A 21,785-nucleotide genomic window follows, 5' to 3' on the forward strand; every position below is an offset into this window, starting at 1 on the left:
CGGCGCCGACGGTGTGCGAGGGCATCGGCCACTTCCATCAGCCCATCGCCTACAGCGCGCAGTGCCACCTGCGCGAGCTGCGCTGGGGCCGTGACCCCGAGCCGGCGCGCGGGGTGCTGCGGTGCTTCGTCGCTCACCAGCGGCTGGACGGCTCGTTCCCCGGCCGGGTGTACGCGAACCATCTGGAGGAGGCCGACTTCTACCATGCGGACTGGGGCGGCGCGCTGCTGGCACTCGACGCCGTCCATCCCAGCGACGCCTTTCTGCGCGAGGTGTTGCCCGCCCTCGAGCGCTACGCCGAGTGGCTGCTCGCCACCCGCGACGCGCAGCGCATGCACCTCTACGACGTCGTGGACCAGTACGAGACCGGCCAGGAGTACATGTCGCGCTACCAGGCCGTGGACCCCGACGCGGACCTGTACGGCTGGGAGAGCCGGATCCGCCTCAAGGGCGTGGACGTCACGGTGTACGCGTATTCGCTGTTCCGGGCGCTGGCGCTGCTGGCGCCGCGCGGCGGCCTGGACGGCGAACGGTGGCGGCGTGAGGCCGAAGCCACCGCCCAGGCGGTGCGCAAGCGGATGTGGGACCCGGGCTCGGGCATGTTCAGCGACGTGAACCCGGCCACGGGCCGCCGCACGCGCGTGAAGGCGGCGGTGTGCTTCTACCCCTACGCCACCGATCTGGTGGGCGCCGAGCACCTGCCGGGCTTCGCGCAGAACCTGTTCGACGCCCGCGCGTTCTGGACGCCGTTCCCGGTGCCGTCGTCCGGGCTCCAGGACCCGCTGTTCGACGCCGACGCGGCGTGGAAGGGCAAGCGGCACAACTGCCCGTGGAACGGGCGGGTATGGCCGATGGCGAACAGCCACGTGGCGGAGGCCATCGCCGCGGTCGCGCTGGGGCCGGTGCCCGCGCTGCGCGCGCACCTGGCGGAATTCATCACCAAGTTCGTGCGCATGCTCTTCTGGGACGGCGACGCCTCGCGGCCCAACAGCTACGAGCACTACCACCCGGTGTCGGGGCGGCCGAGCGCCTACCGCGGCGTCGACGACTACCAGCACTCGTGGATCAACGACCTCATCGTGCGGTACGTGGTCGGGGTGCGGCCCGCGGGCGAAGGACGCTTCGTGGTGGATCCGATGCCGTGCGTGCTGGACGGGCTCGAGGCCCGGGGCCTGCCGATGCAGGGCGCGCGGATCGACGTGGTGCGGGAAGGGGAGCGGCTGGCGGTGCTGGTGGGCGGGCGCGAAGCGGGGCGCGGGCGCGTGGGCGACGCGATCGAGGTGACGCTGTGACCTTGCGCGTGGGACTGGTGGCCGCCGGCGGCGCGGAAGGCGACGCCGCCCAGGCGTGGCTCGCGTCGCTGGCCGGCGTGGCGTCGCACCGCTCCGAGCCCGAGCGGCTGGCGGCCGCGGTGAACGAGTCCGACGTGGTCTGGATCCACGGCGAGACCGACGCCGCCCGGCTGCCCGCCGAGGCGCTGCGCGGCTTCGTGGCGCAGGGCGGCGGCCTGCTGCTCACGCTGCGGGCGGCCTCGCTGGTGGGCCCGCTCGGCATCGAGACGGTGCCGCCCAACGACTGCCGCGACATGGTCTGGAGCCACCAGGCCGACGAGTGGTGGTCGGAGGAGCTGCGCGCGCTGCCGGCGTATCCGCACGTGCGCGGCCTGGCCGCCTACGGCCCGCATCCGCTGATGGACGGCCTGCACAACGGCACCGACTGCTGGGGGCCGACGGAAGGCGAGCCGTTCTCGTGGGCCTGCTACTCGGGCGGGGCGTGGCCGGCCGACGGGCGGGTCGTGGCCGTCGAGCGGGGCTACCGGATCCAGAACGCGGAGCGCGTGGTGGCGTGGGAGTACGCGCCCGGACGGGGGCGGGTGCTCTGTCTCGGGGCGTTCACCGCGTTCGCCGCGCCCGACCGGCGGCGGCGCCCGCAGCTCGAGCGCCTGGTCCAGAACGCGCTCCGGGCCGTCGCCGCGGGCCCGGCGGAGCCGCGGACCTGGTGGCCGTCGCCGGGCACGGTGGCCATGCCCTCCGAGGCGCTCGCGCTCCCGGAGCCGCTCGAGTTCGACGGGGCGCTCCCCGTGGCCTCCGACGACGCGCTCGTGATCGCCGGGGCCGTCGAGGCCGACGAGGCGTTCGACCTCGCGGGCCGGCGGGCGCTGCTGGTGGGCGGCGAGCGCCAGGGCATCCGCCAGCTGTGGGTGCACCCGCATCGGACGGTGGCCTCCTGGGTCGTGCGGGCGGACGGCACGGCGACGGTGGGCAGCCGGATCGAGGTCACGCCGGACGTCGTCTCGCGCGCGGTGCAGACGCCGGAGCGGCGGCTGCTCGAGACGGTCCTCGTGGCGCTCGAGCACCCCGTCGTGCTGGTCGAGTACCGTCCCGGGCGCAAACGCCGCGAGTCGGTGGGGCGGGGGCCGGCGGACTTCGAGATCGAGCTGGTGACGGACCTGCGGCGGATGTGGCCGTTCGCCGCGGGGTGCGGCGGCAACCTGTCCTACCGCAGCCGCAGCGACGGGCGCGTGGCCGTGGTGGCCTCGGAGAGCGACGACGGCGTGATGGCGGTGTTCGTGAGCCGGGCCGCCAACGTGGAGATGGCGCCGGTGACGGGCGGCGCGCCGTCGGTGCGCTGCCGCATCCGCACGACGCTCGGCTCGCCGCTGTTCGTCGCGGTGGTGGGCGGCGCCAATCAGGCCGAGCTGCAGCGCACGCTGCGCGGCATCCGGCGGCTCGGCGTCGCCGGCCTGGTGCGCCAGCGCACCCAGCGCGCGGCGGTGCTCGTCGAGGCCCGCGTCGCCGTGCGCGCCGACGACGGCCAGGTCGAGCGCGCGTTCGCGTGGGCCAAGCGCCGGCTCGACGCGTTCCTGGGCGACGTGCCCGGCCTGGGCCGGTCGCTGCTCGCCGGCTACGCCGCGTCCCGGCCGGGGTGGGGCGACGGGCGTCCGGGCGAGGCGTGGTTCGTGGCGCGCGACGCCTGCTGGGCGAGCTTCGCCCTCCTCGCCGAGGGGGAGTACTCGCTGGTGCGCCAGGTCATCCGCTTCCTCGGCGACCGGCAGGACGTGACCGGCAAGGTGCCGCACGAGGCGACCACGTCGGGTCAGTTCCAGTTCGACGCGGCCGACGCGACGCCGCTGTTCCTGCTGCTCGTGGCCCGCTACCTGGCGTGGAGCGGCGACCGCGACTTCGTGGCGTCCATCTGGCCGCACGTCGAGCGGGGCCTGGCGTTCTGCCTCTCGACCGACCGCGACGGCGACGGGCTGATCGAGCACACCGACGCCGGGCACGGCATCGGCACCGACGCGGCGAGCGGCCAGCGAATCTCCCTCTATCTCGCCGCCCTGTGGTACGCGGCGCTGCGCGGCCTCGCCCGCGCGGGCGAGGTGCTGGGGCAGGACCGCTTCGCCGCCGACGGCTGGGCGCGGGCGGCGCGCGTCACCGCCGCGATCGAGGACCGCTTCTACGACGCCGAGCGCGGCGGGTACGCGCACGAAATCGGGGCCGACGGCACCGCGTCGTGGACCCGGAGCGCGGTCCAGGCCGTGCCCCTGCTGCTGGGCTCCACCAACCCCGTTCACGCCCGGGAGCTGCTCGAGGCCCTCGGCGGCGAGGCCTTCAGCGCGCGCTGGGGCGTGAGGACGCGGCCGACGACCGACCCGCAGTTCTCGCCGTCGAGCCGCGACGCGGGCGCCGTGTGGCCGCTGTGCACCGGCTGGGCGGCCCTGGCGGAGTACCGGGCCGGCCTCGGCGAGGCGGGCTTCCGGCATCTGCGCGCCAACGTGGAACTGATGCACGCGCGGCAGCGGGGGGCGTTCGACGAGCTGCTGGACGGCCTCGAGGAGCGCGCGGCCGGCGGCTGCCCGGACCGCGCGTGGTCGGCGGCGATGCTGGTACTGCCGATGATCGAGGGGCTGCTCGGCGTGGATCCCGACGCCGCGGCGGGCAGGCTGACGGTGGCGCCGCAGCTGCCGCCGGCGTGGTCGAGGCTCGAGGTCACGGGCCTGCGCTGCGCCGACAGTGCCTACGACGCCGCGCTGCAGCGCCGCGACGGCCAGCTCCAGGTGCAGATCCGCCGCACGCTGGGGCCGGGGCTCGCGGTCACCTGCGCGCCCTGGCTGCCCTCGCTGCCGAGCAGGGTCGAGGTGGACCGTCGAGAGGTGACCGCCGAGGTCACGGGATGGGGGACGGGCTTCCGTTGCGCGGTCACGCTCCCCGGCGCGACGGAGCACGAGGTGCGGTACCACCTCAAGTAAAGACGGTGAGCGGAGGGCGGAAGACAGGGGAGTTGCGAGACGGCGAGTTGCGAGCGGTTGCGAGTTGGGAGTCGCGAGCGCGAGAAAAGGCCCCGCCGCAGCTTCGTGGCGAGGCCTTCTCTGTTACTGCTTCGCGGACCTCTCGTAACCGCTCGCGACTCGGCGTCTCGCAACTGATCCGCTTACTGCCTCCTGACCATCTGTCTCGCCGTGGCGAGCGTGCGGTCCACGTCCTCGGGCAGCGTGTAGATGTGGCAGCATTGCCGCACGCCCATCGGATCGCCCATCGAGCGGCAGCGGATCTTCGCCCGGTCCCACAGCCCGTCCATCAGGTCCGTCGCCGACACGCCCGCCAGGCTCCACACGGTGGTTCCGCTCACCAAGTCGGGATGCACCGGCGAATGGATGGTGACTTGCGGAATCTGCTGCAGCCCGGCCCGCAGGCGGTTGGCGAGGGACATGATCCGCGCCTCGACGCGCGCGGGGCCGATGCGGTTGTGGAACTCGATCGCGGCGGCGTAGCCCTTGAGCAGCGAGCGGTTCCCGGTGCCGATCTGCATGAGGCGGTAGGCGCCGGCCTTGTAGTCGTCCCAGGTCGCCGAGGCCAGGGTCGCCCACACGCCCGGGAGCTTGTCGGACGTGATGTAGAGGAAGCCGCTGCCCGCCGGGGCGAGCAGCCACTTGTGCGGGGAGGAGTAGTAGGCGTCGCAGCCGATCTTCTTCATGTCGAGCTGGACGTGCCCGCTCATCTGGGCCCCGTCGATCACGGTGAAGATGCCGCGCTCCTTCGCGAGCGCGCACATCCGCTCGATCGGGAAGCGGATCGCCTGCCCGCTGGTGAGGTGCGGAATGCTCCACACCCGGGTCTGCGGCGTCGTGGCGTTGACGTACAGGTCGATCAGCTGCTGCGGGTCGCTGGGCGGCACGGGCACCGTGACCTGCTTGACGTAGATCCCGTAGCGCTTCGACTTCAGTTCCCAGCCCATCCGGCCGCCCGGATGCTCCAGGTTGGTGAGGATGATCTCGTGGCCCGGCTCGAGCGGCAGCCCGTTGGCCACGTAGTTCATCCCGAGCGTCGCGTTCTGGGTGAGGGCGACCTCGTCGGGCGACGCGCCGATCAGCGCTGCCAGCGCGGTCCTGAGATCGGTCTCCGGGTTGTAGCCCGCGATGTAGTCGGGCGTGCCGGGCTTGTAGTTCCAGTGCGCGATGGTGCCGGCCACCTGGTTCATGTCGTCGGCCACGGCCTGGACCACCACGCGCGGCATGCTGCCGAGCGTGCCGGTGTTGAAGAACGCCTCGTCGGCGGGGATGAGGAACTCCCGGCGCAGCGCGCGCCAGTAGCTCTCGTCGTCCTGGAAGACCGGCGGCGGCCAGCCCGCTCCCGCGGGCGGCGCGGCCGCCACGGGTGCGGTACGGCCCGCGCGGGCGAGCAGGGCGACCGAGGCGAAGGATCCGAGGAACGTGCGGCGGTCGAGCATGAGTCGGACTCGCGGAGAGGGATCGGCGGCGAATATGCGGCCCGGGCAACCGGGTCGCCAGACCGCTTGCCCGCGCCCGGAGCCCGGGTGACATTGCGGCATGCGACGTGGCCGCTTCCTGGTGCTGGTCTGCTTCGGCGCGCTCCCCGTCGCCGCCTGCCGGGTGGAGCGCGCCGCCTCCGGCCGCCCCGGCGTCACGCCGGCTTCCGCGGCCGCCGATTCCGTCGCCACCGCGGAGGTGGACGCGGCGCTGCGCCTCTACTACGCGCGCCTCACGTCCCGTGACTGGAAGGTGCTGGCCGAGAGCTTCTGGCCGAGGGCGACCATCACGACCATCATGCGGCCCGCCGGGGCCACCGCCGACAGCGTGTACCCCACGTCCATCGAGGACCTGGTGGCACGCGCGACCAAGGTCGGCATCCACGACTGTCCGGCGAGCTTCTCGGACGAGATCGCCCGGGCCAACGTGGTGACCTACGGGCCCCTCGCCGACGCGTGGGTGGTCTATCGCGCGCACTGCGGCGTCCGGCCCGACTCCGTCGCGATCCATTACGGGATGGACGCGTTCCACCTGATGAAACACCACGGCGAGTGGCGCGTGACGGGTCTCACCTTCACCATGGAAACGCCCGACCAGCCGCTGAGCCGCGCTCCCTGAGCGGCTCGCCCGGCACCTTGGCCGCCGCGCTGGGTACTGATCTGACAGACTCGGGGTTCGCGTGAAACGACTGCTGCCGTTGCTGCTGCTCGTCCCGTCGGTGGCCCTGGCCCAGAAGGACTCGGGCGGGCCGCCGGATCAGGGTCCCCGCCGGCATCCGGGGTACTTCGACCAGGACTCGCTCGCGCCGCCGGCGCGCCGCGCCTACGGCATCGGCATCCTCGCCTACACCGGAGGGACGTGGCAGCCGTCCGGGTTCGAGGTCGCGATGCTGTGGCGGCTGAGCGACCACTCGTCCACGGCGGTCGGCGCCACCCTCGCCCTGGGCAGCTTCATCCAGGATCAGGCCGTGCTGTTCGGCCAGTCGCAGGGCTTCTTCGTCACCCTGGGCGGCACGCTCCGGCGGCCGCTGGTGAACATCGCGGACGTGGGATCGGAGCGGACTCCGGCGACGCTCAGGCTCGAGGCGTCCGTCGACGCGGCGGGCACGGCCGACATCCACACTCCGCTGCCGCAGGGTCCCTGGGGGGCGCGCGCGGCCCTGCTGCTCGGGCTCTCCTTCGGCGGCTCCGATCCCCTCGGACAGTCGGTCGGCCTGTACTACGGGCCCGCCGTGCTGCTCGGGCGCACCACCTCCACGCACGGCGAATTCGCGCTGCGGTTCCGGATGGCGGTGTCGCGGCGGTAGGCAGGCGCAGCCGCTAGAAGGCCATCTCCCAGTCGATGCCCTCGCGCGGCGGCTGCGGGAACACCAGCCGCGCGGCTCCGCCCGCCGCCGCCTCCACCACCACGTCCGTCGCGGGCTCCGCGCTCGCGTCGCGGGGCTCGAAGCCCCTCGGCAGCGCGACGGTCACCGCGTACGGCTGCCCGTCGAGCTGGACCGACCGCGCCGACAGCACCCGGCGCCGCGCATCCCACCGCTCGTCCTCGATGTCCAGCAGGCCCTGCACGACGTGCCGCGTGGACCCGAGGACGAACGGCGCGCGACGCGGCCGCCGCAGGGCGAGCACCGTGGCGGCGTGGGGCGGCAGCGACAGCGTCAGCCGGCCGGCGACGTCGGCGCGCCGGGCGTCCTGCCAGACGTCGTAGGCGGCGAGCGGCCCGCGGAGTCCGTGATCCGCGAGGTCGAGCGTCAGGCGCTGCGGCCCGTCGTCCCAGTTCAGCGCCGCCAGCATCCACCAGTCGTCCTGCACCTCGGCCAGCAGCCAGGCCGGCGCGCCGCCCTCCGGAGTCCCGCTCCAGCCCTCCGCCGCCAGATCGAGCGCCCGGCCGCGCACCGGCGCCGCCGGCATCACGCGCCGCAGGATGGCCAGCCGCTCGTCGGGCAGACCGTCGAGCGGCTCCGAGGCCAGCGCCATGTCGCCGGACAGCGCGACCACCGACGCCCAGGTCCGGGCCTCGTCCAGCGTGAGCGCCTCGCCGACGAGCGCCGCGTCGGCGTCGTTGATCCAGGCGGCGCCGTGCAGGTGTGCCCGGAGCAGCGCACCGCGCGCCGCCCCCGCCAGGCTGACGAAGCTCGACGCGACGTCGGGCGTGGTTCGCATGCCGTCCACCAGGCCCGCCGCGTGCTGCAACGGCGCTCCCGAGGCCGCGACGAACGCGTGACCGGCGCCCTCGCGCAGCGCTCCCAGCCCCGCCCGGTAGGCCTCGGCCGCGCCGACCCGACGGCCCGGCCGGGTTCCCGCCGTGGCGATGTGCAGCGCGCCGAGCTCGAGGTGGTCGTAACCCCAGGTCCTCACCGCATGCCGGGACAGCTCGCGCAGGTAGTCGCGCACCGGCGCCAGGGCGGCGTCGAGACCGTAGACCGTCCCGCCCCAGTCGGCGCGCTCCGCCACGACCAGCGGCTGGCCGTCGGGCGTCTGCAGCAACCACTCCGGGTGGGCGGCGGGAATCCCCGAGTGCTGCGCGGCCGCGAACGGCGCGAGCCACAGGCCGGCCCGGAGGCCCGCCGCGTGGATCCGGTCGGTGAGCCAGCGGTGACCGTGCGGGAACCGGTCGTTGGTGTCCCAGTCGCCGGCCGAGCGCTCGTAGCCGTCGTCGAGCCGCATCAGGCGGAAGGCGCCGGCGTCGAAGCGGCTCAGCGCGGCCTCGAGGCTGGCGAGGAACTCCGCCTCGGTGGCCCCGGCGCCGAGGGCGTGGCCGGACGACCAGCCGCTCGGGGTCACGGGGGCGCCCGGCGCGACCGCGGCGAGGCGCCCCAGCTCGGCCAGGGGATCGGCGCCCGGCACGACGGCGAGGCTGGCCGACGCCGGCGACAGGGCCATGCTCACGGCGCGCCGTCCGAACACCGCGGACGCGGCGAGGCCGCCCGACACGGCGAACCGCCCCTCGCCGCCGTCGTCGCTGCCGAACGAGAGGGCGAGCCCGGCGGCCGGGGATCGGGCGCCGCCGGTGAGAATGGCCGCCTGCCAGTGGCCCGTGGCCTCCACGCCGCCATCGAGCGCGACGATGCGGCAGTCGCTGTCCGACTGGTAGCCGTTGACCAGCAGGCGCGGCGCGTCCCGGCCCGCGGCCTCGAGGGCCGCGATGCGCGCGGTGTGCCGGTCGAGGAACCGGATCTCGGTGAGGGCCCGCTCGTCGCCCAGGCCACGCACGGTCACGGTGATGCGCGGCGGGGGGCCGTCGAGCAGCAGGGCCGACACCTCGACGCCGGCGAGCGCGCCGATCACCTGCCACCCGGCGCTCCCGCCGTCCGGGGGCGTGAGACGGAAGCGGCGGACCTCCTCCAGGGCGCCGAGCGGCGTGGGCTCTCCGCCGTCGAGCAGCACCACGATGTCGGCGCCCGCGACCGCGGGGACGCCGGCGCGCGAGAGCAGGCTCCAGCGCTGCTCGCCGTCGAGCCGGAACGACCAGTCGCTCGGGCGGCGGCGGCGCGGGCGGGCGGCGAGCGCCGGCGCGGACAGCACCCCGGCGGCCACCGCGGCCAGAAAGTCGCGGCGCCTCACGGGCGCCCGAAGGTCACGGAACGGCTCCGCACGCTTGCTGTCTCCATTCTCGTGCTCTAGGTTCGGCACTCATGGCGCAGCCACCGTCCCCGGGCGCCGGGCTCGCGGGCCTGAACGCCGCGGTCCCCGCGCACCCCGGGCTTCGGCTCCTGGCCGACGTGAGCGCGGCCCTCTCGGCCGGCGTGTTCTCCGAGGTCGTGATGGCCTCGGTCGTGAACACGCTGCGGCGCGGCTTCGACGCCCTGCAGTGCCGCCTGTGGATCCGGGAAGAGGACGGCGTGTCCTTCCGCGCCATCGCCACCCCGGGCGACGAGCCGTCGCCCGAAGAGGCGGCGCGCGTGGCGGAAGCGCTCCGCACCAGCGCCCTCACGCCGGCCGACACCTGGAACGCGCTCGACCTCAGCGTGCCGCTGGTCCACCAGGAGGAGCGGCTCGGGCTGCTGCAGGTCCGGGTCCCGCGCGACGGCCGCGAGGCGATGGAGCGCGACGTCCTCACGGTGGTGGCGAGCGTGCTCTCCCCGCTGCTGGCCTCCAAGGAGCTCTCGCAAGACCTGGCGTTCGAGGTCGCCCGGCGCGCGCGGGAGATCGACGACCAGCGCCGCTTCACAGCCAAGGTGATCGACGCGCTCCCGGTCGGGCTGTACGTGATCGACCGCGACTACCGGATCCAGGCCTGGAACCGCAAGCGCGAGACCGGCACCCAGGGCGTGCCCCGCGAGGAGGCCATCGGCCGGCCGATCTTCGAGGTGCTGAGCCGGCAGCCGCGCGACATGCTGCAGCGCGAATTCGACGAGGTGCTCGCGTCCGGCAAGATGCAGGTGCTCGAGCAGGAATCCCACGCCTCCGGCGAGGTTCGCCACTACCGGATCACCAAGATCCCGCTGCGCCTGAACGACGACGAGGTCACCCACGTCATCGCGACCGGCGAGGACATCACCGAGTGGAAGAACGTGCAGCGCCAGATCGCGCAGTCCGAGAAGCTGGCGGCCATCGGCCAGCTCGCGGCCGGCGTGATGCACGAGATCAACAACCCGCTCGCCACCATCGGCGCCTGCTGCGAGGCCGTGAGCGCCGTGGCCGGCGACGCCCCGCAGGCCGTGCAGTCGGGCATCGCCGAGTACGTGAAGATCATGGAGACCGAGGTGCAGCGGTGCAAGCGCATCGTCGAGGGCCTGCTCGACGTGAGCCGCCCGCGCTCGGGCGCGCGCGAGCCGACCGACGTCAACAAGGTGGTCGAGGACACCCTGTTCCTGCTCAAGCACCACGAGCGGTTCAAGCGCGTCGCGCTGCAGCGCGACCTGGCCCCCGGCCTGCCGGGCGTGCGGGCCAACAGCGAGCAGCTCATCCAGGTGTTCATGGCGCTGATGCTCAACGCGATGGACGCGATGGACGCCCGGGGCACCCTCACCATCCACACGGGGCTCAGCACCGAGCGGGTCGACGAGGTGGTCATCGCGTTCTCCGACACGGGCACGGGCATCGCCGGTCACGACATCCAGAAGATCTTCGAGCCGTTCTACACCACCAAGCCCCAGGGCCGCGGCACCGGCCTGGGGCTGTCCATCTGCTACGGCATCGTCGCGGACCACCGGGGGCGCATCGAGGTGGACTCGCAGCTCGGCCGCGGCTCCACGTTCAAGGTCATCCTGCCGACCGGTGAAGATCCTCGTCATTGAAGACGACCGGACCGTGGGGCAGTACGTGACCCGCGGCCTGGAAGAGCACCACTACACGGCCGAGCTCGTGACCGACGGCCGGGCCGGTCTGGAGGCCGCGCGCGGCGGCCACTGGGACCTGATCGTCCTGGACCTGCGGCTCCCGGGCCTGCCGGGGCTGGAGGTGCTGCACAACCTGCGCGACGGCGGGATCGGCACGCCGATCCTGGTGCTGACCGCGCAGGACTCGGTGGAGGGCAAGGTTGACGCGCTGCGGGCCGGCGCGGACGACTACGTCACCAAGCCGTTCGCGATGGAAGAGCTGATCGCGCGGGTCGAGGCCATCGGGCGGCGGCCCAAGGACCTCGCCCCGTCGGTGCTCCAGCTGGCGGATCTCGCCATCAACGCGGCGAGCCGCGAGGTGCGGCGGGGCGGCACCCGCATCGAGCTGACCCCCAAGGAGTACGAGGTGCTCGTCTACCTGGTCTCGCACCCGGGCCGCGTGATGAGCCGGACCCTGATCACCGAGTACGTGTGGGATTACCACTTCGATCCCGGCACCAACATCGTCGACGTGGTCATCAACCGGCTGCGCAAGAAGATCGACCAGGGGCGCGAGCCCAAGCTGATCCATACGGTGCGCGGCGTGGGTTACGTGGCGAAGGCGTCGTGAGCAGCATCCGCTCCCAGCTCGCGCTCTGGTACACGGTCGCCCTCGTGGCGACCGTGCTTGCCTTCGGCGTCACCGCCGCGCTGGTGGACCGCCGGGCCCGCTACGAGGACCTCGACCGACGGCTCACCAACGAGGCGGTCCTCGCCGCCCAGACGATGGGCCGGGACCAGGCGTCGGGCGGCCACGTCCTCGACGAGGTGAACTCGACGCTGGCGTCGTTGCGGCTCGACCTCCAGGCACCCCTGGATCTCGTGACCGACTACCTGGTGGTCGTGGACTCGGCCTCCCGGATCGTGTTCAGCTCCGTCGAGACGCGCCGGTTCTCGCCGGCCGCGTCCGACACCCTCCGGCTGCGGGTGTTCGGCACCAGCCGCGAGCACGAGAGCTTCGATCTCACGCTGGACGGGGTCGCCCTGCACTTCGTGGCGGTCCCGGTGCCCCGGTCCGCGGCGGTGCCCACCGTCCTGGTCGGCGTCGCCGTCGGCGCGCCCACCCGCGACCTCGACGTCGCGCCGCAGCGCATCCTCGCCTCGATGCTGTTCGTCGCCCCGCTCATCCTGCTGTTCTCCATCGCCGTGGGCTGGGTGTTGTCGGCCCGCGCGCTCCGCCCGCTGGGCCGGATGATCGACGAGCTGGAGGCCATCACCGACGGCCGCAGCCTGCACCGCCGCCTCCCCGCGCCCGCCGAGGCGGGCGACGAGATGGACCGGCTCGGTCACACGCTCAACGCGATGCTGGCGCGCCTGGAGACGAGCTTCACCGCCCTGCGCCGCTTCATCGCCGACGCCAGCCACGAGCTGAAGACGCCGCTCACGGTCATGCGGGTGGGCGTGGAGCACTCGCTCACCGACCCGCGGACCCGGCCCGAGACCCTCCCGGCCCTGGACGAGACCCTCCAGGAGGTGCGGCGGATGACGGAGCTGGTGGACACGCTGCTCACCCTGGCGCGCGTGGACGAGGGCCGCATGGAGCTGCACACCGAGCCCGTCGAGCTCGGCGCGCTGGCGGCCGAGACGTACGAGACCGCGCAGATGCTGGGCGAGGAGGCCCACGTCGAGGTGACGCTCGAGTCGCCGCCCGAGCCGGTCATCGTGCAGGCCGACCGGGCCCGGCTGCGCCAGCTGCTGCTCAACCTGCTCTCCAACGCAGTCAAGTACACGCCCCCCGGGGGGCACGTCTGGCTGACCTTGACCGCGCGCTCGGAGGCTGCCACGATATCCGTCCGCGACACCGGGATCGGCATCGCGCCCGGCGACGTGGACCGGGTGTTCGACCGGTTCTGGCGGGCCGACGCGGCGCGATCGCGCACCGGGGAGCGGCCCGGGTTCGGGCTGGGGCTGTCCATCTGCCGGTGGGTCGCGGAGGCGCACGGCGGCTCGATCGCCGTCACCAGCCGGCCCGGGCGGGGGAGCACCTTCACGGTGACGCTGCCGCGGACGAGCGCGGCGGTGGCAGAGGTGAAGCGGGCAGAAGGCAGTTGAGCTGCCAGCGGCAAGCGAGCAGTGGTTACCAGGTTCGAGGGGCCGGACTGCAGCCCAGTCGCAAGTACGTACTGGACATGGGTCTGGTTCCGCCAGGCCTGTAACTGGTAACCACTTCCAACTGGCAACCTGCCGCCTGGGAACTGGCAGATGTCATCGAATCGTAATGTGGGCCTCATCCGGGTTTCATCCCCGGCGAGTATGGTAATCGTGGAAGTGGTCCCCGGAGGTAACCGTGTTTGACCAGTTGATCGAGTCGAAGAAGAGCGCGGCGTACGGCGGCGCGTTCGGCGGCGGCGCCTTCTCGATCTCGCTGCACGCGGTGGTGATCTCGCTGGCCGTGTACGCGACGATGCACGCCAAGGAAGTGGTGAAGCAGGTGCGCCACACCTTCGACGTGACGCTGCAGACCCAGGAGAAGAAGGCGGAGCCTCCGCCGCCCAAGCAGGAGCTGGCCACGGTCGTGGCCCCGCCCAAGGGCTTCCAGACGCTGTCGATGCCGACCAACATCCCGATCAACATCCCGCCGCCGTCTTCGAACAGCAGCTTCAACGCGGCCGACTTCTCCGGGGTGGGCGTCGAGGGCGGGGTGGCGCGGGGCATCACGCAGACGGGGCCGGCGGTGCGGACCGACCAGCCGTACCTGGAGTCGGTGGTGGAGGAGCGGCCGGAGCTGATCAGCCATCCGCCGGTGCACTACCCGGAGATCCTGAAGCAGGCGGGGATCGAGGGGCACGTGGTGGTCGAGGCGATCATCGACACCACGGGCCACGCGGAGCACGGCTCCATCCGTATTCTGTCGAGCACGAACCCGCTGTTCGAGCAGCCGTCGAAGGAAGTGGTGGCGGCGTCGGTGTACCGCCCGGGCAAGATCTCGGGCCGGTCGGTGCGGGTGCGGGTGCAGGTTCCGCTGAACTTCACGGTGGTCAAGGGTGGATTGGGCGGTCAATAACTTCACCGGCCGCGCTGTTGGGGCGTCGGTCACGTACACCGGTCTCGGAGGGCCAACGTAATGCAGCACCTCTCGTTGCTCGAGCTGTGGAACTCGATGAGCTGGTTTCCCCGGGGCATCGTGTTCGTCATGGTGATCATGTCGGTGTGGTCGCTCGGCATCGCCATGAACAAGTGGTGGAGAATCCGGAAGGCGCAGAAGGAGACGCGGAAGTTCGCCCCCGAGTTCTCGCGCTTCCTGCAGGAAGAGCAGATGGACGGCGCGATCGCGCTGGCCGGGAAGTACAAGAAGAGCCACGTGGCGCGGACGCTGGTCGGCGCGCTGGAGGAGATCAAGCCGCTGCTGACCGACAACCAGATCACGGTGGCGGACATCAACTCGGCCGAGCGGGCGATCGAGCGCAACATGATGATCATCCAGGCCGAGCTGAAGCGCGGCCTGGGCATCCTGGCCACGGTGGGCGCGACGGCGCCGTTCGTGGGCCTGCTGGGCACGACGCTGGGCATCGTGAACGCGTTCACCGGCATGGCGGCCGGCGGCGGGTCGGGCGGCCTGGCGGCGGTGGCCGGCGGCATCGCCGAGGCGCTGATCACGACCGCGTTCGGTCTGATCGTCGCGATCCCGGCGGTGTGGCTGTTCAACTACTTCCAGACCAAGCTCGAGTTCCTCATCGTCGAGATGACCTACACCTCGAAGGAGCTGATCGACTACCTGATCAAGGGTGTGGGGCACGAGTTTGGCCGTTCGACCTTCACGAAGGACTTCCCGGCTAAGGTGACCTCGGGCAGTGGCCATATCAACAAGTAGCACCAAGGGCGGCGTCAACGCCGACATCAACGTCACGCCGATGGCGGACGTGATGCTGGTGCTGTTGATCATCTTCATGATCACGGCGCCCCTGATCGCCGCCGGCTTCTATGCGACCATGCCCAACGGCGTCAACCTCATCAAGTCCGAGGAGAAGCCCGACGACGTGGTGCTCGGCATCGACGTGAACGGTCACTACTTCGTCAACACGCACCCGCGCTCGCCGACGGACGCGCAGACGGAGCTGACCAACATCTATGCCAACCGGACCAAGGACAAGATTCTGTTCCTCAAGGCCGACAAGAACCTGAAGATGTCGGTCATCCAGGACGCCATCACCATGGCGCGCAAGGCGGGCGTGGCCGTCGTCTCGGCCATCACCGACCAGACCCCCGGATCGGAGCCGCTGGTGTCGGCGGAGCGGCCCAAGGCGGGAGGGAGCTGACCATGGCCATGGCGGTCTCGAGCAGCAGCAGCATGAACTCCAACATCAACATCACGCCGCTCATCGACGTGCTGCTGGTGCTGCTGGTCATCTTCATGATCACGCTGCCGCTGGCGCGGAAGGCCCTGGACATCCAGGTGCCCCGCGAGGAGAAGACCAAGCAGCAGCCGAACGCCAACCAGATCATCCTGGAGATCAAGGCCGACGGCTCGATGGCGATCAACACCCAGCCGGTGGATTCCGCCGGCCTGGCGCAGCGGCTGTACGAGATCTACAACATCCGGCCCGACAAGCTGCTGTTCATCAAGGCGGACGACTCGCGGCCGTATGCGCAGGTGATCAACGTGATCGACGTCGCCCGCGGCGCCGGCGTGCAGGTGTTCGGCCTCGCGCCGGGGAACACGGCGGCCGTGCCGGCGGGAGGATCCTGACCCGCCGCAGCCCTGGGCGGTGGAACATCGGCGCTCGCCGGGCGTAGGGACGGCAGGGAATGCCTAGCGAGCCCGGGGCGATGAAACCGTGGTAGGCGCGGATCGAGCGGGCGGCGCGACGACCGCGACGGCAGCAGCTCAGGCCTCGGCCGGCGCGATGCGACCGATACCGCTCGCCACACCATTCGGCCGACTGGCGCACGAGCGCGGGGGTACGCGCGCCGTGATCCTGTCGGCCGTGGTGCATCTGGCCGTGGTGGCCCTGCTGGTGTGGAGCGGGGCGCGGCTGGCGCTGGACGAGCGCGCGCCGGGGCCGGGGCACGGCCGCGGGGGCGGGGGCGGCGGGGGCGGCAACCGCACCCTGGTGCTGTACGTGGCGCCGGCGGCCGAGGCACCTGCGCCGCCGCCCGCGGCCCCGGCCGTCGTGATGCCGACCGTGCCGGCCGTCGTGATCCCCGTCCCGCAGCCGACCGACACGACGCCGCGCGCCCCGACCCCCGCCGTCGCCGCCGGCGCCGGACCCGGCGAGGGGGCGGGGAAGGGCCCGGGCACGGGGCCCGGCTCGGGATCGGGCACCGGCGGGGGCGTGGGCTCGGGCACCGGCCCCGGCATGGGCCCCGACTCGGGCGGCGGGGGCGGCCGCGTCTACCCGCCGCAGCCGCAGGGCATCATCCTGCCGCCGCCCGACCGGCCTTCCTCGCTGCGCGGGACGACGGTGACGGCGGTCTTCGAGATCTCCGCCACCGGCGAGGTGCTGCACGTCGCCCTCGATCCGTCCCCGAAGGACCATCGCTTCGCCAACGAGTTCCTCGAGCGGCTGCGCCGCTTCACCTTCACCCCGGCCTACACTCTGGACGGCCATCCGGTCGCGGCGCTGTTCCGGATCACCATCACGTTGTAAATCGGACGCGTCGCCGCTACTTTTCGCGGCTCTCGGCAGCCGGAAATCCGACCACCCGCTTGGACTCTGGAAACCCATGATCATCAGCCTGGTCCTGATCGTGAGCGTCTTGGCGCTCCTCGTCGCCCTCGGCCTCGCGCGCTGGGTGCTCAAGATGGACAACGGCACCCCGGAGATGCGCACCATCTCCGACGCCATCCAGGAAGGCGCGGAAGCCTTCCTCAAGCGCCAGTACCGCACCATCGCGCTGCTGTCGGTGGTCGTGGGACTCATCATCTTCCTGATCTACCAGCTGGTGCGCGCGCCGAGCCCGAACGATCCGCACGAGGTGTCGCGGCTCTGGCTCACGCTGGCCACGACCGCGTCGTTCTTCTTCGGTGCGCTGTGCTCCGGCGTCGCCGGGTACGTGGGGATGTTCGTCTCGATCCGCTCCAACATCCGTGCGGCCAGCGCGGCCCGTACCAGCCTCAACCGCGCGCTGCAGGCCGCGCTCCGGGGCGGCGCGGTGTCCGGCCTGTTCGTGGTGGCGATGAGCCTGCTGGGCGTGGGCGGGCTGTACTTCCTCGTGCACAGCCTGACCAGCATCCCCGACACCAAGATCCCGTTGATCATCGTCGGCTACGGCTTCGGTGCCTCCTTCGTGGCGCTGTTCGCGCAGCTCGGCGGCGGCATCTACACCAAGGCCGCCGACGTCGGCGCGGACCTGGTGGGGAAGGTCGAGGCCGGCATCCCCGAGGACGACCCCCGCAACCCGGCGGTGATCGCCGATCTGGTGGGCGACAACGTCGGCGACTGCGCCGGCCGCGGCGCCGACCTGTTCGAGTCCACGGCGGCCGAAAACATCGGCGCAATGATTCTGGGTGCCACCCTCGCGCTGCGGGTGCAGCTGGCCAATCCGGGAGCGGCGTTCTCGATCATCGGCGTGATGCTCTTCCCGCTGGTGGTCCGCGCCTTCGGCCTCATCGCCTCCATCGTCGGCATCGTGACGGTGAAGGCGAAGGAGGCCGAGGACCCGATGAAGGCGCTGAACCGCGGCTACTGGACCGCCGCGGTGCTCGCGGCCGTCGGCTTCGTCGGCGGCACGTACTGGCTGCTCCAGTTCCCGGGCAATCCCGACGCGTGGTGGCACTTCGCCGCGGCGGGGGTGATCGGCATCGCGACCTCCGTCGCGTTCGTGTACATCACCCAGTACTACACCGAGTACCGCTACCGCCCGGTGAAGACGATCGCGGCGGCGTCGGTGACCGGCCCGGCGACCAACATCATCTCGGGCTTCGCGGTGGCGTTGGAGTGCACGGCGCTGCCGGCGTTCGTGATCGGACTGGCGATCATCGCCTCCTACCACCTCGGCAAGAGCGCGGTGCCGGGCGGCGGCCTGTTCGGCACGGCGGTCGCGACCATGGGCATGCTGGGAACCGCGGCCTACATCCTCGCGATGGACACGTTCGGGCCCATCACCGACAACGCCGGCGGCATCATCGAGATGTCGAAGCAGCCCGAGGAGATCCGCAAGAAGACGGACCGGCTCGACGCGGTGGGGAACACGACCAAGGCCCTGACCAAGGGCTATGCCGTGGGCTCCGCGGCGCTGGCGGCGTTCCTGCTCTTCTCGGCCTACATGGACGAGATCGGCTTCTACACCGGCAAGCCGTTCACCGCGGTGGACATCGCCAAGCCCGAGATCTTCGTGGCGGCGCTCCTGGGGGCGATGCTGATCTTCTGGTTCAGCTCGCTCGCGATCAACGCGGTGCAGAAGGCGGCGGTGAGCGTGATCAAAGAGGTGCGGCGCCAGTTCTCGGAGGACGCCGGGATCCTCAAGGGCACCTCGCGGCCCAACTACGCGCGCTGCGTGGACATCGTGACCGTCGGCGCCCTGAAGGAGATGGTCGCGCCGGGCCTGCTGGTGGTCGGCATGCCGATCGCGGTCGGGCTCGTCTTCCGGCTGCTGGGCCTCGGCGCCGAGGCGGTGGCGGCGTTCCTGATGGTGGCCACCATCACCGGCATCCTCGTGGCGCTGATGCTCAACAACGGCGGCGGCGCGTGGGACAACGCCAAGAAGTTCATCGAGATGGGCGAGTACGGCGGCAAGGGCTCGTTCGCCCACAAGGCGGGCGTAGTCGGCGACACGGTGGGTGATCCCTTCAAGGACACCGCCGGTCCGTCGCTCCACGTCGTGATCAAGCTGCTGAGCACCGTGACGCTGGTGCTGGCGCCGCTCTTCATCTGAGCCAGGCGCTCTGAACCAGCTTCTCGCCCGCAAGACCGTCGATCAGTGCGTCGCCGACGGGCAGGTCGGCGGCGGGCTGAAGCGCAGCCTCGGTCCCGTGGCGCTCACCGCGCTCGGCATCGGGGCGATCATCGGTGCCGGCATCTTCGCGGCCATCGGCACGGCCATCAGCGGCGACGCGGGCCACGTGGGCGCGGGCTCCGCGATCGTCGTGTCGATCGCGCTGGCGGGCGTCACCAGCGCGCTCGCCGCCCTCACCTACTCCGAGTTCGCCGCCCTGATCCCCATCGCGGGCAGCGCGTACACCTACGCCTACGCCACGCTGGGCGAGCTGGTGGCGTGGATCATCGGCTGGGACCTGTGCCTCGAGTATGCGGTCGGCAACGTGGCCGTCGCCGTCGGCTGGGCGGGGTACTTCGATTCGTTCCTGCGCGGCGTTGGCATCGCGCTGCCGCGGTGGCTGGTGACCGACACCATCTCGGGCCTCGCCAATCCGGCCATCGTCGCCTCGGCGCCCCACCTGGGCTCCATTCCGATCGTGTTCTGCCTTCCGGCCCTGGCCATCGTCGGGCTGATCACGGTGGTGCTGGTGATCGGGGTGCAGGAGTCGTCGTGGGTCAACACGCTGATGGTGGGCATCAAGCTGGCGGTGATCCTGCTGTTCCTCGCCGTCGGGTTCGCCGCCCTCCACCCCCACCAGTGGGTCACGCCCAGCTTCGCGCCGCACGGCTTCAGGGGGATCAGCGTGGGCGCGGCGATCATCTTCTTCTCGTACATCGGCTTCGACGCGGTGAGCACGGCCTCCGAGGAGGCGAAGAACCCGCAGCGGGACATCCCGATCGGGATCATCGCCTCGCTGATCATCTGTACCATCCTCTACGTCGCCATCGCGCTGGCCCTGACCGGGCTCATTCCCTGGAACCAGCTCGACGTCCCGGACCCGCTGGCGGTGGCGCTGCAGTACATCCACGCCGACTGGGCCGCCGGCATCCTCTCGCTCGGGGCCGTGGCGGCGATGACCTCGGTGCTGCTGGTCTTTCAGCTCGGGCAGGCGCGGATCTTCATGTCCATGGCCCGCGACGGCCTGCTCCCGCCCTGGGCCGCGAAGGTGCATCCGCGGTTCAAGACGCCGCACGTGACGACGATCGTGACCGGCATCGTGGTCGCCGTCGGGGCCGCCTTCGTCCCCATCGGCGTGGTGCTCGAGCTCACCAACATCGGGACCCTGTTCGCCTTCGTGCTCGTGGCCCTGGGCATCATCGTCCTGCGCCGCACCGATCCCGACCGCCCGCGGCCGTTCCGCACCCCGTGGGTGCCGCTCCTGCCGCTCGTGTCGGTGGCGTTCTGCCTCTACCTGATGCTCGCGCTGCCGCTGCTGACGTGGATCCGGTTCGCCGTGTGGCTGCTGATCGGCGGGGTGATCTACTTCACGTACGGCGTGAGACACAGCCGGGTGCGTGCGCTGAGTCTGCAGTCCGGAGACCGCAGTTTGCAGTAGAGTTGCCAGACGCCAAGTTGCCAGTGGTTACCAGACGCGAGTGATCGGGACCAGTCCAGTTGCAAGTACTGGCAACTGGTCTGAATTCCGTTCACTCTCGACTTGGAACCACTGGCAGCTTGGCGTCTGGCAACTGATCTGCCGTCCGACCCCTACACACTCCCCTCTGGCGGAACGAACTCGCCTTCCCATCGGGCCATCACGCACGCCGCCAGCCCGTTGCCCACGACGTTGATCGCGGTGCGGGCCATGTCCATCAGCTGGTCCACGCCGAAGACCACCGCCACGGCCTCGACCGGGAGATTGAAGGAGGCGACGGTGGCGGCGAGGATCACGATGGCCGCCCGCGGCACGCCCGCCACGCCTTTGCTCGTCAGCATCAGCGTCAGCATCATGAGCAGCTGCTGGCCCAGCGCGAGGTGCACGCCCGCCGCCTGCGCGACGAAGATCGAGGCCACGCCGAGGTAGAGCGTCGAGCCGTCGAGGTTGAACGTGTACCCGACCGGGATGACGAAGGCGACGATCCGCCGCGGCACCCCCATCTGCTCGATGCGCTCCATCGCCAGCGGCAGGGCCGCCTCCGACGACGCGGTCGAGAACGCGATGAGGGCGGGCTCCTTGATCGCCCGGACGAAGGCGCCCAGCGGCACCCGCGTCAGCAGGATCACGGGGAGCAGCACGACGAGGACGAAGACCGCGAGCGCGGCGTACAGGGTGAGGATCAGCGCGCCCAGGCTCGCCAGGACCTTGAGCCCGCCGTGCCCGACGGTGAAGGCCAGCGCGGCGCCGACGCCGATGGGCGCAAACTTCATCACGATGGCCGTGAACTTGAACATCACCTCCGCCAGGCCGCCGCAGAACTCGACGACCACCTCCCTCGGCCGCCCCCTGACCTGGGTGAGCGCGAGGCCGAACAGGATGGACCAGAAGACCACCTGCAGCACTTCGTTCGCGGCGGCGGCCTCGAAGAAGCTCTGCGGGACGATGTGCTGGAGGATCGTCGCGAGCGTGGTCTTCGCTGCGACCGCGGGGGCGGCGGCCGCGGCGCCGCCCAGGGCGACACCGACGCCCGGCTCGAGCGCGTTCACCATCACCAGGCTCACGACCAGCGCGAGCGTGGTCACGACCTCGAAGTAGACCACCGCCCGCACCGCGAGCCGCCCCACCTTCCTCAGGTCGTCACCGTGGCCGGTGATCCCGACGACGAGGGTGGCGAAGACCAGCGGCACGATGATGGACTTGATCGCCCGGAGGAACAGCGTCGAGAGCGGTTGCAGGCTCTCGCCGACGCCGGGCGCGGCCCACCCGAGCACCACGCCCGCCACCATCCCGGCGAGGATCCACTGCGTCAGCGTGCGCTGCTTGAGGAAGGCCCACATGGCTGG

The 21,785-nt window shown here is 71.7% G+C and carries 17 protein-coding genes; 14 read left to right on the forward strand and 3 right to left on the reverse strand.

The genetic code is table 11. The annotated features are described in order from the left end of the window. A partial coding sequence (locus VMF70_12320) for a hypothetical protein (protein ID HTT68803.1) occupies positions 1–1,292 on the forward strand: 1,292 nt, incomplete at its 5' end. Beyond that, positions 1,289–4,249: a GH116 family glycosyl hydrolase gene (locus VMF70_12325; GenBank protein ID HTT68804.1), complete on the forward strand. Its 2,961-nt coding sequence runs from the start codon at positions 1,289–1,291 to the stop codon at positions 4,247–4,249. The genes VMF70_12320 and VMF70_12325, both read left to right, overlap by 4 nt. Before the next feature lie 182 nt (positions 4,250–4,431). On the opposite strand, the gene VMF70_12330 is transcribed toward VMF70_12325, so the two are convergent. Next, on the reverse strand, positions 4,432–5,727 hold the full coding sequence (locus tag VMF70_12330; protein ID HTT68805.1) for an aminotransferase class V-fold PLP-dependent enzyme: 1,296 nt from the start codon (positions 5,725–5,727) through the stop codon (positions 4,432–4,434). A gap of 100 nt (positions 5,728–5,827) precedes the next feature. Between VMF70_12330 and VMF70_12335 the strand changes: the two genes are divergently transcribed. Continuing rightward, positions 5,828–6,385: a hypothetical protein gene (locus VMF70_12335; protein ID HTT68806.1), complete on the forward strand. Its 558-nt coding sequence runs from the start codon at positions 5,828–5,830 to the stop codon at positions 6,383–6,385. 61 nt (positions 6,386–6,446) lie between these two features. Next, entirely contained in the window at positions 6,447–7,073 is a 627-nt protein-coding gene (locus VMF70_12340; protein HTT68807.1) for a hypothetical protein, read from the forward strand. 13 nt (positions 7,074–7,086) lie between these two features. Here VMF70_12340 and VMF70_12345 read toward each other — a convergent pair whose 3' ends face one another. Further along, positions 7,087–9,330, reverse strand: a complete 2,244-nt coding sequence (locus tag VMF70_12345; protein HTT68808.1) for an alpha-galactosidase — start codon at positions 9,328–9,330, stop codon at positions 7,087–7,089. A 71-nt stretch (positions 9,331–9,401) separates the two neighbouring features. Here VMF70_12345 and VMF70_12350 point away from each other — a divergent pair, with 71 nt between their 5' ends. The 10 genes from VMF70_12350 (at position 9,402) to VMF70_12395 (ending at position 20,400) form a co-directional block, all read left to right on the forward strand. Next, the gene (locus VMF70_12350) at positions 9,402–11,006 is read left to right on the forward strand and encodes an ATP-binding protein (GenBank protein HTT68809.1); all 1,605 of its coding nucleotides are present in this window, start codon (positions 9,402–9,404) and stop codon (positions 11,004–11,006) included. Then, entirely contained in the window at positions 10,987–11,658 is a 672-nt protein-coding gene (locus tag VMF70_12355; GenBank protein ID HTT68810.1) for a response regulator transcription factor, read from the forward strand. Before VMF70_12350 ends, VMF70_12355 begins: the two co-directional genes overlap by 20 nt. Continuing rightward, positions 11,655–13,139: a HAMP domain-containing sensor histidine kinase gene (locus tag VMF70_12360; GenBank protein ID HTT68811.1), complete on the forward strand. Its 1,485-nt coding sequence runs from the start codon at positions 11,655–11,657 to the stop codon at positions 13,137–13,139. Before VMF70_12355 ends, VMF70_12360 begins: the two co-directional genes overlap by 4 nt. Positions 13,140–13,374: 235 nt before the next feature. Beyond that, complete coding sequence (locus VMF70_12365) at positions 13,375–14,091, forward strand: TonB family protein (GenBank protein HTT68812.1); 717 nt, start codon at positions 13,375–13,377, stop codon at positions 14,089–14,091. A gap of 60 nt (positions 14,092–14,151) precedes the next feature. Then, positions 14,152–14,898 (forward strand): MotA/TolQ/ExbB proton channel family protein, encoded by a 747-nt coding sequence (locus VMF70_12370; protein HTT68813.1) that lies wholly within the window; start codon positions 14,152–14,154, stop codon positions 14,896–14,898. Then, positions 14,879–15,343, forward strand: a complete 465-nt coding sequence (locus tag VMF70_12375) for a biopolymer transporter ExbD (GenBank protein HTT68814.1) — start codon at positions 14,879–14,881, stop codon at positions 15,341–15,343. Before VMF70_12370 ends, VMF70_12375 begins: the two co-directional genes overlap by 20 nt. Positions 15,344–15,345: 2 nt before the next feature. After that, positions 15,346–15,774, forward strand: coding sequence for a biopolymer transporter ExbD (locus VMF70_12380; protein HTT68815.1), 429 nt, complete (start codon positions 15,346–15,348; stop codon positions 15,772–15,774). A 223-nt stretch (positions 15,775–15,997) separates the two neighbouring features. After that, a complete protein-coding gene (locus VMF70_12385) occupies positions 15,998–16,675 on the forward strand; it encodes a hypothetical protein (GenBank protein HTT68816.1) in 678 nt (225 codons plus the stop codon). A gap of 76 nt (positions 16,676–16,751) precedes the next feature. Then, positions 16,752–18,902: a sodium-translocating pyrophosphatase gene (locus VMF70_12390; protein ID HTT68817.1), complete on the forward strand. Its 2,151-nt coding sequence runs from the start codon at positions 16,752–16,754 to the stop codon at positions 18,900–18,902. A gap of 97 nt (positions 18,903–18,999) precedes the next feature. Beyond that, positions 19,000–20,400 (forward strand): amino acid permease, encoded by a 1,401-nt coding sequence (locus VMF70_12395; GenBank protein ID HTT68818.1) that lies wholly within the window; start codon positions 19,000–19,002, stop codon positions 20,398–20,400. Positions 20,401–20,552: 152 nt separating this feature from the next. On the opposite strand, the gene VMF70_12400 is transcribed toward VMF70_12395, so the two are convergent. Then, the gene (locus VMF70_12400; GenBank protein ID HTT68819.1) at positions 20,553–21,779 is read right to left on the reverse strand and encodes a dicarboxylate/amino acid:cation symporter; all 1,227 of its coding nucleotides are present in this window, start codon (positions 21,777–21,779) and stop codon (positions 20,553–20,555) included. Between the last annotated feature and the right edge of the window lie 6 nt (positions 21,780–21,785).

Source organism: Gemmatimonadales bacterium (assembly GCA_035502185.1).
Taxonomy (GTDB): domain Bacteria; phylum Gemmatimonadota; class Gemmatimonadetes; order Gemmatimonadales; family JACORV01; genus Fen-1245.

What these genes read in the sequence shown, in the direction of transcription:
- VMF70_12350 (HTT68809.1), top strand. Translation starts at nt 9,402, where the DNA reads ATGGCGCAGCCACCGTCCCCGGGCGCCGGGCTCGCGGGCCTGAACGCC.
- VMF70_12390 (HTT68817.1), top strand. Translation starts at nt 16,752, where the DNA reads ATGATCATCAGCCTGGTCCTGATCGTGAGCGTCTTGGCGCTCCTCGTC.
- VMF70_12335 (HTT68806.1), top strand. Translation starts at nt 5,828, where the DNA reads ATGCGACGTGGCCGCTTCCTGGTGCTGGTCTGCTTCGGCGCGCTCCCC.
- VMF70_12400 (HTT68819.1), bottom strand. Translation starts at nt 21,779, where the DNA reads ATGTGGGCCTTCCTCAAGCAGCGCACGCTGACGCAGTGGATCCTCGCC.
- VMF70_12330 (HTT68805.1), bottom strand. Translation starts at nt 5,727, where the DNA reads ATGCTCGACCGCCGCACGTTCCTCGGATCCTTCGCCTCGGTCGCCCTG.
- VMF70_12380 (HTT68815.1), top strand. Translation starts at nt 15,346, where the DNA reads ATGGCCATGGCGGTCTCGAGCAGCAGCAGCATGAACTCCAACATCAAC.
- VMF70_12370 (HTT68813.1), top strand. Translation starts at nt 14,152, where the DNA reads ATGCAGCACCTCTCGTTGCTCGAGCTGTGGAACTCGATGAGCTGGTTT.